This is a genomic window from Brevibacterium sp. CCUG 69071 (assembly GCF_021023135.1).
In the GTDB taxonomy this organism is placed as follows: domain Bacteria; phylum Actinomycetota; class Actinomycetes; order Actinomycetales; family Brevibacteriaceae; genus Brevibacterium.
In genome coordinates this window covers 727,605-739,717 of sequence record NZ_PGFV01000002.1, presented here as the reverse complement: position 1 = coordinate 739,717, position 12,113 = coordinate 727,605, and the positions used below count along the sequence as shown (strand labels likewise).

Below are 12,113 nucleotides of genomic sequence, written 5' to 3'. Positions count from 1 at the left end.
TGAATACTGTCCATGAGACGCACGTCACGATGGTGTGTCGACGTTCAACGAAAGGGACAGCTATGAAATCCGTCAAGGGACTGGCCGCCGCCACCTCGATCCTCGCTCTCACGCTCGCTTTGGGCGCCTGCGGCGGAAGCGACTCCGACAAGAGCACCCTGCAGAAGGCCATCGACGACGGCAAGATCACCGTGGGCTTCGCCGGTGAGGCCCCTTACAGCTTCGAAGACGGCGGAGAGCTGCAGGGAGCATCCGTGGCACTGGCCAAAGAGGTCTTCAAGAACCTCGGCGTCGATGACGTGGAAGGTGTCAACACCGAGTTCGGCTCCCTCATCCCCGGTGTCAATGCCGAACGCTTCGACGCGATCTCCGCCGGAATGTCGATTCTGCCCGAACGCTGCGAACAGGCCGCCTTCGGCGACCCCGAGTTCATGTACACCACCGCCCTGATGACCAAGGAGGGAAAGCAGGACGGGATGAAGAACCTCGACGACGTCAAGGAGAAGGGCCTCAAGCTCGCCACCATGACCGGAGCCATCGAATCCGACTACGCCGAGACTCTCGGTATCAAGGCGCAGCAGGTTGGCACCCCGCAGGACGGCATGGACGCCGTGACCACCGGTCGCGCCGACGTCTTCGCACTCACCGGCATCTCGCTCAACTGGATGGCTCAGAACAACGAGGACGCAGGCGTCGAGGTCAGCGAATCCTTCGTCCAGGAGCTCGACGGCGTCCCGCAGATCGGCGCCGGCGCCACCGTGTTCCGTTCGGATGACACGGAGCTGCGCGACAAGTGGAACGAGGAACTCGACAAGATCGTCTCCGACGAGGACTCCTACCTGGGCATCGTCGGCGACTACGGCTTCACGGCCGAAGAGCGTCCCGACGGTGAGATTACGACCGATCAGCTGTGTGCGGGTGACCTTCCCGGTGCTGATTCCTGATCTCCGCCGCGGCCCCATCCCCAACGGAGACCGCGCTCAGTCATGACCGATAACTTCACATCGTTGCTGAGCTTCCTCCCACAGCTGTGGGAGGGAGTTCAGACGACGCTCATCCTCACGATCGTCGGCAGCATCGGCGCCGTGATCATCGCGCTCATTCTCGGACTCGCGATGACGTCCGAGCACGGCTGGGTCCGCATCCCGGCCCGGATCGTCGTCGAATTCTTCCGCGGCACCTCGCTGCTGGTCCAGCTCTTCTGGCTCTTCTACGTCTTCCCGCTCCTCGGCGTCGATCTCGAGCCGATGGCCTGCGGCATCGGTGCCCTGGCGCTCAACTACGGCGCCTACTCCGCCGAGGTGGTCCGGTCCTCGATCAAGACCGTGGCACCTGGCCAGTGGGAAGCTGCCATCGCGCTCAGCCTTTCACCGAGCCGACGCATGATCCGGGTGATCTTCCCCCAGGCGTGGGCACTGATGATCCCCTCACTGGCGACCCTGCTCATCCAGCTCCTCAAAGGAACCGCGGTCGTCTCATTTATCACGCTCAGCGACCTCACCGACAAGATCACCCAATTGCGCCAGTCGACCAATGAAACCTACTTCGCGTTCACGGTCGGTCTCATCATCTACTTCGTGATCGCGTGGCTGATCCAGGAACTCATGAACTTCCTCGAACGCAGAGCCACCGCGGCACTGGGACGCAGTCGGCCGAACTCGCGGAACGACCGGCGCCAGGCTCGCCGCGACGCCCGGATGAGCAAGTCCACCGACCCAGGCTCCACATCCATCGCCGGCCCGAACTCCGGCAATATCGGATATGGAGGCCCCCTGTGATCTGGAACTGGGAATTCGCCGCCGAGGCGCTGCCGCTTCTCCTCCGCGGTTTCGTCAACACCCTCATCGCCACCGTCGTCGGCACGATCATCGCCGCGATCCTCGGCCTCATCATCGCCGTCGCCATTCGCGGCCTGCCGCGATGGATTAACTGGCTGGTGCGCCTGATCGTCGCGTTCATCCGCAACACGCCTTTGGTCGTGCAGCTGATCTTCGTCTACTACATCTTCGCGGGCATCCCCGGGTTGGTCGACGTACCGGCGCTGGTCATCGGCTTCATCGTCATCGGCATCCACTACTCGACCTACATGTCCGAGAGCTACCGAGCCGGCATCGACTCGGTGCCTCCCGGACAGCACGAGGCAGCCACCGCCCTGTCGCTGCCACCTGTGCGCACCTTCACCGCCGTCGTGCTTCCGCAGGCGCTGCGCGCCACGATCCCGTCGTTGGGAAACTACGCGGTCGCGATGTTCAAGGACACCCCGTTCCTGTTCGCAATCTCCGTTGTTGAGCTCGTCACCTCGGCGCAGCAGTTCGGTGCCGCGAAGTTCGCGTACACGGAAGCCTTCACCCTGGCCGGCATCATCTTCCTGCTCGCCAGCTACCCGACCTCATTGCTCATCCAGAGATTGGACCGACGCCTTGCCACCTACTGAGAACACCCCGACCAATCCGTCCCCGTACGAGACCGCGGGCACCACCGCACCTTCGACCGCCTCGGCGTCGGTGGCCCCGTCGTCCTCCGCACCGCCGGCCATCGAGTTCAAAGACGTGGAGAAGAGCTTCGGGTCGACCACCGTGCTCAAGAACCTCAACTTCACGGTCGCTCCCGGCGAGCGTGTGACGCTCATCGGCCCCAGCGGTTCAGGAAAGACGACGATCCTGCGTCTGGTCATGACTCTCGAAGAGCTGACCGGCGGCTACATCTTCGTCGACGGCAAACCGCTGACCTTCGAAGAGCGCGACGGCAAGCGGGTCGAGCTGCCGAAGAAGCAGACGCGCGCCATGACCACCCGCATCGGCATGGTCTTCCAGCAATTCAACCTATTCCCCAATATGACGGTGCTCGATAACATCATCGAGGCCCCGATCCACGTGCTCGGCAAGTCCAAGGACGAGGCGGTCAAGGAGGCGAAGGCGCTGCTGGAGAAGGTGGGACTCGGCGAAAAAGCCGATGCGCACCCGACCCGGCTCTCCGGCGGTCAGCAGCAGCGTGTGGCGATCGCCCGGGCGTTGGCGATGAGTCCCGAGATCCTTCTCCTCGATGAGGTCACCTCAGCGCTCGACCCGGAGCTCGTCGGCGATGTGCTCGCGGTGCTGCGCGACATCGCGGAGACCACGGACATCACGATGCTGCTGGTCACCCACGAGATGCAGTTCGCTCGCGATGTCTCCCACCGGGTGATGATGTTCGACGGCGGTCAGGTGCTCGAGGAGGGCACGCCGGACCAGATCTTCAACAACCCGAGCCACGAGCGCACCCGTTCGTTCCTCTCCAGCGTGCTCTGAGGCTGAGGCGCTCTCCGCGCCCGCGGTAGGAGCCGCTCAGGCACCGCCCGCACCGTCCTCGGCGTCCGGCTCGCCCTCGAGTTGGATGAAGTGGATGGCGGTCTCCCCGAAGCTCTTCGAGCGGAAGACCTCGAGGCCGGCGGGCATCGTCGGCTCCGGCGAGCGCGCGGCGCGTTCGAGGACGACGATGGACTCCATGTCCAGGTGAGGCGCGAGCCGCCCGAGCACCTGCGACACCGCGTCCTCCCCCAGCGGGTAGGGCGGGTCCATGAACACGAGATCGAAGATCCGCGACTCGGGATCCTCGGGACCGGTGAGGTTGCCGAGGTACTGGAGCACGTCCCCGACGTGGACCGAGGCCGAATGGTCGATGCCGAGCTTGTCGATATTTGACTCGAGCGAACGGACCGAGGCCAGGGACGAATCGACGAAGTCGACCTGCGCGGCGCCCCGCGACATCGCCTCGAAGCCGAGCCCGCCGGAGCCGGCGAAGAGGTCGAGCACATTCGCCGCCGGCAGCACGCCGTAGCCGTCGAGCATCGAGAACAGGGATTCCTTCACCCGGTCGGAGGTCGGCCTGGTGTTCGACCCTCCGGGCGAGGCCAGGCGCGAGCCTTTGTACGTTCCTGCAATGATCCTCATGATCCCTCAGCTCGCCTCGATGAAATGGCCGACGTCGTCGGGCAGCACCCGTTTGATGAAAGCGTAGAGGGCCGGCACGGACTCCAACTCCGGATCGACCTCGACGATCTGTTCGGCGACCTGCTTCGCCTCGGCGACGATCTCCGAATCCCGCAGGATCGACAGATGCCGCAGCGAGGAGCCGCCCCACTGGGAGGCACCCAGCACGTCGCCTTCGCCGCGGCTCTCGAGGTCGTAGTCGGCGAGTTCGAAGCCGTCGAGTGTGCCGGCCACGGCCCGCAGCCGCTCGAAGGACTCATCGGCCTCGCCAGCCTCGGTGAGCAGGAAGCAGGTGCCGTGGCTGCCGTCACGACCCACGCGTCCGCGCAGCTGGTGAAGCTGAGCGACCCCGAAGTTCTCGGCCTCGATGACGACCATCATCGTCGCCCTGGGCACGTCGACTCCGACCTCGATGACCGTGGTCGAGACGAGGATGTCGATGTCGCCGGCCACGAAATCGGCCATCACCCGGTCCTTCTCCTTCGTCGTCATCTTCCCGTACAGCAGCGCGAAGCGTCGTCCGGCCAGCTCCGCCGAACCCTCGAGCTTGTCGCGGATGTCCTCGATGCCCTGCCTGTGATCGATCACCTCACCGGATTCGGGATCCTCGATGTCGATGGGTTCGACGCGGGGGAAGACGACGAAGACCCCGCGCCCGGCGTCGACCGTCGAGTTCATCAGCTCGCGCACCCGCGAGAACCAGGCAGGGTGCTCCCCCACCGACACCGCGTGGGTGGTGATGTCCTTCGGACCGTTCGGCATCTCGGTCAGGGTCGAGACGTCGAGGTCGGCGAAGACCGTCATGGCCACGGTGCGCGGGATCGGGGTCGCCGACATCACGAGGGTGTGTGGTGCGGTCAGACCGCCCTTGGCGCGCATCGCCTCCCGCTGCTCGACGCCGAAGCGGTGCTGCTCGTCGACGACGAGGAGGCCGAGGTTCTCGAAGATCGTCGAATCCGAGAGCAGCGCATGCGTGCCGATGACGATGTCGATCTGACCGGTCGCCAGATCGAGGGAGAGCATCCGCCGCTCCTTGGCCGACATCGACCCGGTCATCAGCGCCACCCGCACCTGATCGTCATCGGAGAGCAGCGGTGAGAGCGCCATCTGCTCGCCGAGGAGCTTCTCGACCGAGTGGAAATGCTGAGTCGCGAGCACTTCGGTGGGGGCGAGCATCGCCGCCTGCACCCCCGAGTCGGCCGCGATGAGCATTGCCCGCAGCGCCACCAGGGTCTTGCCGGAGCCGACGTCGCCGTGGAGCAGCCGATGCATCGGCCGGCTCTGCCCCAGGTCCGCTGCGATCTCCTCACCGGTCCTGACCTGGGAGGGCGTGAGCTGGAAGGGGAGGGACTCGTCGAAGCGTCGGCTCTTCGCCCCCACCTCGAGCAGCGGGTTGGCCTGGACCGTCGCATAGGCGGCCTTGCGGGTCGCGAAGTCGGTCTGCAGGGCCAGGGCCTCCTCCCACTTCCAGCGCAGTTTGGCCCGTTCGACGTCCTCGATGCGGCGGGGCTTGTGCATGTCCTCGAATGCCGTGCGCAGGTCCGGAATGTCGAACTTCTCGCGCATCCCCTTCGGCAGCGGATCCTCGAACTGCTCGGAGCCGGCCACCCGCATCAGCGTCTTGATCGCATTCCACAGCCGCGACTGCGCGATCTGCTTGACCTTCGGGTAGATCGGGAAGGGCGAGTTGAGGTCGTCAGGGGTCCATTCGTGATCGTCTTCTGTCCGGTTGAGCCACACCGGAGAGCCCAAGGTCAGCTGCCCCCGATAGGACTCGACCTTCCCGCTGAAGACGACGGTGAGCCCCGGCTTGAGGTGGGCGCCCAGCCAGTGCTGGTTGAAGAAGGCGATCGTCATCGACGTCTCACCGTCGTGGACGACGACATCGGTGATCGTTCCCCTGCGCCGCTGCATCTTCCGGGTGTCGACGGAGACGACCTCGGCCTGGATGATCGCGTTCTCACCCAGAGGCAGATCGCCGAGGTGGGTGTGCTCCCCGGGGACGAGATACCGACGGGGGAAGAACCGAAACAGATCGGCCACCGAGTGCACTCCCCGTGCGGCCAAGGCGTTGCGGTCGCGCTTGCTGAAGTTGTCCTCGAGGCGGGTGTTCATTCGACCCCCATGATCAGCAGGGTCCCCGGGTCCCTCGCATCGATGTCCTGGAAGCGCACCTGCGAGTGCGATTTGGTGATCCATGTCCGCAGATGCCTGAGCACCTCGGGGGCGCAACCGGGTCCGTGGACGACGGTGAGCAGCTCTCCTCCGGCGCCGAGGAGTCGGTCGGCGAGCTTCTCGACCAAGGTCGTGAGCTCCGTGCTCTGCGTCTTCGCCTTGCCGTCGATGTAGATCCGGTAGAACTGCGTTCCCGGCCCGGCCGGTGCGTCCGCGGCCGACGCCCCCTCCTCGATGATCGGCAGTGCGCCGGTGGGCGGGTTGAGTGCGAGCTGTTCGGCGGAGACGATGGTGCCCACCCGGGTGCCGGCCGCGGCCTCGGTCATGTCCGCGAGGATCTCTCCCGCGGGGGCGAAGGGATCGTAGACGGCGAGCGCCGAGAGCAGGGTCGCGACATTGCGCGAACGCACGACCTGTCCCCCGCGCAGCCCGGACAGAGACCGCAGCGCCGAGGTGGAGCTGGGGACGACGATGACCGTGCGGTCCTCACCGGCGATGAGTTCCTCGACGATCGTGGCGATGCCCTCGCCCTTGGTCTCGGCGCCCGTCCGCACAGCCGCGGAGCCTCCCAGCGCCGCAGAGCCTCCCAGCGCCGCCGGAGTGATCGCGGTGGCTCCGTTGAGCGCGCAGTGCATGAGCAGCCCGGTGCCCTGGACGAGGGCGATCAGCCGCGTCTCCCCCTCCTCCTCGTGGAGTCGGAGGTCTTCCATGTCCAGGCGGGCGATGCCGTAGTCGCCGAGGTGGTCGAGCACTTTCGTCGCCCTGGTTTCGTCGACGACGTGGACGTGGACCTTCGGTCCGTTGATGACGATCGAGGTCCCGCCGAGGCGATCGAGCGCCTCGGCGAGGTCCCGGTCGGGGTTGCGGGCGAGGATCGCCACGATCTCGAGCTCCTCGGCCGTGGCCTCGTGGAGGACCTTCGGGGCGCGGGCCACCTCGGTGAGCATCGAGTCCTGCGGGGTCCGTCCGGTCACGGTCGCGTAGAGGAGGTCGAAGAGTTCGACGATGCCGGTCGACCCGGCGTCGACGACCTCGGCTTCGCGGAGCACGGGAAGCTGACCGGTCGTCTCCCGCAGGGCCTCCCGGGAGCGCAGCCGCACCGCGGAGATGAGGTCGATGAGATCGGCCCCGGACTCGGCCTTCTCCCTGGCCTCGGTGGCCATGGCGTCGAGCACGGTGAGCATGGTCCCGTCCACGGGCCGGGCCACGGCTTCCCGGGCCCGGGCGGAGGCGAGCTCGAGGGCTGCGGCCATGGCGTCGGGGGTGGCGACCGTGACCTGGTGCAGGGCGTCGGCGACTCCCTGCAGGGCCACGGCGAGGATGAGACCGGAGTTGCCGCGCGCTCCCCTGCGCGCCCCGGCGGCGAGGGCGGCGACGACCTCGGGCAGGGTGACGGGGCCGGTGAGCTCTTCGACGGCGAGGTAGGCGCTGCGCAGGGTGTGGTACATGTTCGTGCCGGTGTCCCCGTCGGGAACGGGAAAGACATTGAGCTCGTCGATCTCGCCGCGCTCCTTGCGCAGACGGTCGACGGCCCGGCGGGCCCATCTGGCGGCCAGGCGCCCGTTGAGGCCGATGGCGTGATTGGCGGTGGTCATGTCACTTCCCGAAATGGCTGAAGCCGCTGGTCGGCACCGGGGTTCCGTCGAGGCTGACCCCGTCTCCGGCTCTCATCTCTCCGATTCTTCGCCAGCCTACTCCAGGCTCTGACCGCTCGGCGGACGACGCGGCGAAGCCGTGGTCCTCTCCTCCGCCGAGCACCCATGTCAGGGCGAGTTCGGTCGGTGCCGAGGGCTGCAGGATCCGTGCGGCCGGCAGCAGCGGGTCGATGAGTTCGTCGAGGGCCGCGCGGTCGATGTCCGCGGCGACCCCCGACGCCGAGGCGATGCGTCCGAGATCCGTGCTCAGTCCGTCCGAGATGTCGATCATCGCGGTGTAGGGCCGCTGCCCGTCCGCCGAGGCGGTCTCGTCCCTCCGCGTATCGCCCCCCGACGCCGTGGCCTCTCGCAGAGCCGCGTAGTCCGGGCGCGGAGCGAGTTGGGTCTCGATGAGTTCGGCCAGTTCCGGGGCGGCGGACTCCAGCCGGTGTCCGGCGAAGAGCAGGTCGAGGCCCGCCGCGGCACGGCCGATGGTGCCGGCCAGGTGGATCGCATCCCCGGCTCGAGCACCGGCGCGGGTGATCGCCGCACGTCCGGGTTCCAGCGTGCCCAGAGCGGTGATCGCGATGACGATGAGGCCCGCCGAGGACAAGTCGCCGCCGATGATCGGGATCTCCGTGTCGAGGGCTGCTCCCGCCCGTTCCGCCTCGGCGCGGATGCCGGAGTAGAGGGCCTCGAGATCGGCGATGTCGGTGGAGTTCGGAACGGCCAGGGACACGAGGAGACCGTGCGGCTTCGCCCCCATCACACAGACGTCGGCGAGGTTCTGTGCGGCGGCCTTCCGGCCCAGCCGGTGCCAGTCGAGCCAGTCCCGAGTGAAGTCCTCGCCCTCGACGAGCATGTCCGCCGTCGACACGAGATCGCCGGTGACCCGGGTGACCGCGGCATCGTCCCCGGGTCCGACGATCACCTGCGCGCCGCCGCCGTTGCCGGTCAGGATGCGGTCGAGAACGTGTGATTCGCCAAGTTCGGACAGTCGGGTCATTCCCCAAGGTTATCGGGAGATACGGTAGTTGTATGAGAACTCAGAGTCACCGCCCGTCGCGCCGCCTCACCCGCACTTCTGCGACGGCGGCAGTGGCCACGGTGCTGGTCGGGCTGAGCCTGGCCGGGTGTGCGCGCACGGTGATCGTCGATCCCGCGCAGGATGCCGCGGACCCGAAGTGCGCGGACGTCATGCTCCGGCTGCCCGATCAGATCTCCGGAGAGCAGGAGCGCAAGACCTCCTCGCAGGGCACGAAGGCCTGGGGCGACCCGAACATCGCCGTGATGCGCTGCGGTGTCACTCCCCCGGGGCCCACGACCGATCAGTGTGTGAGCGTGAGCGGGGTCGACTGGATCTCGAAGGCCGCCGATGACGACGATGACACCTGGGTGTTCACGAGCTACGGCCGCACGCCCGCCGTCGAAGTCCTCGTCAACCGCAAGGCCGAGTCGGGCAATGATGTGCTCGCCGCCGTCTCGCCCTCGCTGAGCGCGATCAAACCCGAGGCCGAATGCGTCGGCGCCGAGGACCTCGAGGGCTGACTTCCGACCGCGGGCTGCAGCGACGCGAAGCTGCGGCGACGCGAAGCTGCGCGGCCGGTCTCAGAGCTCATCATCGTGATACGGCGGCGTATCCTCGGCGATCCCAGCCAGTCGCCGGGCGGCGGCCCGGACGAGCGAGCGAAGCTCCTCCGGCTCCTCGATGACGACCTCGCTGCCCAGGTCAAGGATCACCGCAGGCAGCCACTCAAGGCTCTTTGCCCTGATCGTCACCCGCTGCCATGCGGAATGGTGCCCGACCTCGGCAAGGGGCTCCACCGTCGCCACACTCTCAGGCAGGCGCGTGCGAACAAGCTCGCTGACCGCGTGGACACGGAGGACCACTCGCCACGGGTAGTCGGCATTCGCGAAGCGGAGTCCCAGGTCGGCATCATCGCGAGAATCGTTGGGCGGATCGAAGGTCCCCGGCAGAAGTCGTGCTGAGCGGACGCGGTCGGCCCGGAAGACCCTCTCCTCGTTCTTGCCGGCATCGATCCCGCGGATGTACCACCGACCCGCATGCTGCGCGAGCTCTGCAGGATGGATGAGGCGGCGGGACGGCACGTCCTCGGCGTCGACGTAGCGGATCTCCAGGGGGTGCCGGGTCCTGATCGCCTCCGCCGCTGCGAGGATGGCTCGGGCGGCGGCACCGGCGGACGGCTCTCGGCCGGCCGGCGTCAAGGCGTGTTCGAGGGCGTCGACCCGGGCGGCAACGTGCTCCGGCAGCGCCCGGCGCAGCTTCGCCAGGGCGGTCCTGACCGTGGCGGTCTCGACTCCGGACTCCCCGGAGGACCGGACCAGTCCGAGCACCACGGCGGCGGCTTCCTCGTCGCTGAGCATCAGCGGATGTGTGCGGAATCCCGCTGCGAGCCGGTAGCCGCCGTAGCGCCCGCGCACGGATTCGACTGGGACGCCGAACTCCGTGAGCTGTGCGGCATAGCGTCGCACCGTGCGCTCATCGACATCGAGTCTCTCGGCGAGTTCGGCGACGCTGCGGACGTCAGCCGACTGGAGCAGTTCGAGAAGCCGCAGCACCCGCTGAGTCGATCCGGTCATGAAGCCATTCTCCATAGATACCGGACAGGTATCGACCGGTATTGCACGTAGCGTGGTTGACGCGTCAGAACCGGCGCACTTGCGCTCAACGAAGGAGACCACAATGGAATTCGCGGCAACCAGGATCATCACCGACGATATCGACCGACTGGTCGGCTTCTACGAACGACTCACCGGCCACGAGGCGGTGCGGGCACACACGCTGTTCGCCGAGGTCCGCACCCCGCGCGGCACGCTGGCCATCGCCAGTTCGCAGACGGTCCCGCTCCTCGGCGAGAATGCCGCAGAGGCGGGAGCCAACCGCTCCGTCATCCTCGACCTGCTCGTCGCTGATGTCGATGAGCTCTATCCCAGGCTGCAGGAGTGGATCGGCACGTTCGTCAACGAACCGACCGACATGCCGTGGGGCAATCGCTCACTGCTGCTGCGCGATCCCGACGGCAATCTCATCAACGTATTCACCCCGCAGAGCGCGGAAGCCGGCGAGCGGGCCGCGAGCTGAGATTCGCCGACCGCACAAGGTGGCGTCGAGAGCACGCATCACACGCTGATACAGCGACGCGAACGTGTGCGGTCGGCGAGGGATCTCAGCTCGTGCGGGCGTGGTCGACCAGGGCGATGCCGATGAGTTCGGAGATCAGCTCCGAGTAGTCGAGCCCGGAGTTCGCCCACATGAACGGGTACGCCGAGGTGGGGGTGAAGCCCGGAAGAGTGTTGAGTTCGTTGATGAGCACCTCGCCGGTGTCCGTGACGAAGGTGTCGACGCGGGCCAGCCCGGTGCAGTCGAAGAGACGGAAGACCTGGGCGGCGAGTTCCTGGATCCGGGCCGTGGTCGCCTCGTCCACGCGGGCCGGGCAGGTCACCTCGGCGTCGGCGAGGTCGAGGTATTTGGCGTTGAAGTCGTAGAAGGCATGATCCCCGGTCACAGCGATCTCTCCGGGATGCGAGGTCCGCAGCTGCGAGTCGTGGATCGAGCCGAGGACCGCGCATTCGACCTCACGGCCGACCACCTGGGGTTCGACGATGACCTTCGTGTCGTGGACGAAGGCCTCGAGCAGAGCCGCCTCCAGCCCTTCGGCCGAGGTCACCCGGCTGACCCCCATCGACGATCCCGCGCGGGCGGGTTTGACGAACACGGGCAGGCCGAGTCCGGCGACCCGGGACTCGGCCTCGGCCCGGTCTGTAGTCCACATGGTCTCGGTGACGAGCTCCCACGGGCAGGTCGGGATCCCGGCATGGGCCATCAGCGACTTCGTATAGTGCTTGTCCATGCTCGCCGCCGAAGAGAACACCCCGGAGCCGACGAACGCGGTGTCGCTGAGCTCGAACAGACCCTGCAGAGTCCCATCCTCCCCGAACCGGCCATGGAGCAGCGGGAAGTAGACGTCGACGGAGCCGAGTTCGCTGAGGACTCCCTCGGCATCCCGGTGCAGCAGGGACGAACCCTGTGCGGAGATCGGCGGGATCACCTCGGTGCCGTCGTCGATCACCTCCGGCATGTTCGCCGGGTCGAAGCGCATGGCCTCCCAGTCCTCGACGATGCGCCACACACCGGTCTTCGTGATGCCGATCGGCAGCACGCGGTAAGCCTCGGAATCGATGGCCTTGATCACTCCGGCCGCGGTCACGCAACTGACGGAATGTTCGCTCGATCGTCCGCCGAAGAGGACGGCGACGAGGGGGCGGTGATCGGTGTCTGGCATAGGTTTCCTTGCTCGTTTCGGCGCCTGCGAGA

General features: G+C 66.9%; 12 protein-coding genes. 6 read left to right on the top strand and 6 right to left on the bottom strand.

All coding sequences use genetic code 11. The annotated features are described in order from the left end of the window. Nucleotides 1–62 precede the first annotated feature (62 nt). The 4 genes from ehuB to ehuA all read left to right on the top strand — a co-directional run bounded on the left by ehuB (nt 63) and on the right by ehuA (nt 3,287). Nucleotides 63–944 (top strand): ectoine/hydroxyectoine ABC transporter substrate-binding protein EhuB, encoded by an 882-nt coding sequence (gene ehuB / locus CV023_RS08570; RefSeq protein WP_230745044.1) that lies wholly within the window; start codon nt 63–65, stop codon nt 942–944. Nucleotides 945–986: 42 nt separating this feature from the next. After that, nucleotides 987–1,778, top strand: coding sequence for an ectoine/hydroxyectoine ABC transporter permease subunit EhuC (ehuC, locus tag CV023_RS08565; protein ID WP_230745043.1), 792 nt, complete (start codon nt 987–989; stop codon nt 1,776–1,778). Next, complete coding sequence (ehuD, locus tag CV023_RS08560) at nt 1,775–2,434, top strand: ectoine/hydroxyectoine ABC transporter permease subunit EhuD (protein WP_230745042.1); 660 nt, start codon at nt 1,775–1,777, stop codon at nt 2,432–2,434. Before ehuC ends, ehuD begins: the two co-directional genes overlap by 4 nt. A gap of 70 nt (nt 2,435–2,504) precedes the next feature. After that, complete coding sequence (gene ehuA / locus CV023_RS08555) at nt 2,505–3,287, top strand: ectoine/hydroxyectoine ABC transporter ATP-binding protein EhuA (protein ID WP_284934782.1); 783 nt, start codon at nt 2,505–2,507, stop codon at nt 3,285–3,287. A 36-nt stretch (nt 3,288–3,323) separates the two neighbouring features. Here the strand turns inward: ehuA and rsmD are convergent, their stop codons facing one another. From rsmD to thiL, 4 genes are read right to left on the bottom strand one after another with little or no spacing between them, the layout of a single operon-like run. Then, complete coding sequence (rsmD, locus tag CV023_RS08550; protein ID WP_230745041.1) at nt 3,324–3,929, bottom strand: 16S rRNA (guanine(966)-N(2))-methyltransferase RsmD; 606 nt, start codon at nt 3,927–3,929, stop codon at nt 3,324–3,326. A gap of 6 nt (nt 3,930–3,935) precedes the next feature. Beyond that, entirely contained in the window at nt 3,936–6,083 is a 2,148-nt protein-coding gene (locus tag CV023_RS08545) for an ATP-dependent DNA helicase RecG (RefSeq protein ID WP_230745040.1), read from the bottom strand. After that, complete coding sequence (locus CV023_RS08540) at nt 6,080–7,738, bottom strand: DAK2 domain-containing protein (RefSeq protein ID WP_230745039.1); 1,659 nt, start codon at nt 7,736–7,738, stop codon at nt 6,080–6,082. Before CV023_RS08540 ends, CV023_RS08545 begins: the two co-directional genes overlap by 4 nt. A 1-nt stretch (nt 7,739) precedes the next feature. Further along, the gene (gene thiL, locus CV023_RS08535; protein ID WP_230745038.1) at nt 7,740–8,783 is read right to left on the bottom strand and encodes a thiamine-phosphate kinase; all 1,044 of its coding nucleotides are present in this window, start codon (nt 8,781–8,783) and stop codon (nt 7,740–7,742) included. 32 nt (nt 8,784–8,815) lie between these two features. On the opposite strand from thiL, the gene CV023_RS08530 reads away from it, so the two are divergent. Further along, nucleotides 8,816–9,325, top strand: a complete 510-nt coding sequence (locus CV023_RS08530) for a DUF3515 domain-containing protein (protein WP_230745037.1) — start codon at nt 8,816–8,818, stop codon at nt 9,323–9,325. A 60-nt stretch (nt 9,326–9,385) separates the two neighbouring features. Here CV023_RS08530 and CV023_RS08525 read toward each other — a convergent pair whose 3' ends face one another. Beyond that, nucleotides 9,386–10,378, bottom strand: a complete 993-nt coding sequence (locus CV023_RS08525; protein WP_230745036.1) for a helix-turn-helix transcriptional regulator — start codon at nt 10,376–10,378, stop codon at nt 9,386–9,388. Nucleotides 10,379–10,481: 103 nt separating this feature from the next. Between CV023_RS08525 and CV023_RS08520 the strand changes: the two genes are divergently transcribed. After that, nucleotides 10,482–10,880, top strand: a complete 399-nt coding sequence (locus tag CV023_RS08520) for a VOC family protein (protein WP_230745035.1) — start codon at nt 10,482–10,484, stop codon at nt 10,878–10,880. A gap of 85 nt (nt 10,881–10,965) precedes the next feature. Here the strand turns inward: CV023_RS08520 and CV023_RS08515 are convergent, their stop codons facing one another. Next, on the bottom strand, nt 10,966–12,081 hold the full coding sequence (locus CV023_RS08515) for a D-alanine--D-alanine ligase family protein (RefSeq protein WP_230745034.1): 1,116 nt from the start codon (nt 12,079–12,081) through the stop codon (nt 10,966–10,968). Nucleotides 12,082–12,113: the final 32 nt, after the last annotated feature.

Bases quoted from the DNA above. Each gene is read 5' to 3' on its own strand.
- ehuB (WP_230745044.1), top strand. From the start codon at position 63: ATGAAATCCGTCAAGGGACTGGCCGCCGCCACCTCGATCCTCGCTCTC.
- ehuC (WP_230745043.1), top strand. From the start codon at position 987: ATGACCGATAACTTCACATCGTTGCTGAGCTTCCTCCCACAGCTGTGG.
- CV023_RS08525 (WP_230745036.1), bottom strand. From the start codon at position 10,378: ATGACCGGATCGACTCAGCGGGTGCTGCGGCTTCTCGAACTGCTCCAG.
- CV023_RS08515 (WP_230745034.1), bottom strand. From the start codon at position 12,081: ATGCCAGACACCGATCACCGCCCCCTCGTCGCCGTCCTCTTCGGCGGA.
- CV023_RS08540 (WP_230745039.1), bottom strand. From the start codon at position 7,738: ATGACCACCGCCAATCACGCCATCGGCCTCAACGGGCGCCTGGCCGCC.
- rsmD (WP_230745041.1), bottom strand. From the start codon at position 3,929: ATGAGGATCATTGCAGGAACGTACAAAGGCTCGCGCCTGGCCTCGCCC.
- CV023_RS08530 (WP_230745037.1), top strand. From the start codon at position 8,816: ATGAGAACTCAGAGTCACCGCCCGTCGCGCCGCCTCACCCGCACTTCT.
- CV023_RS08520 (WP_230745035.1), top strand. From the start codon at position 10,482: ATGGAATTCGCGGCAACCAGGATCATCACCGACGATATCGACCGACTG.
- CV023_RS08545 (WP_230745040.1), bottom strand. From the start codon at position 6,083: ATGAACACCCGCCTCGAGGACAACTTCAGCAAGCGCGACCGCAACGCC.
- thiL (WP_230745038.1), bottom strand. From the start codon at position 8,783: ATGACCCGACTGTCCGAACTTGGCGAATCACACGTTCTCGACCGCATC.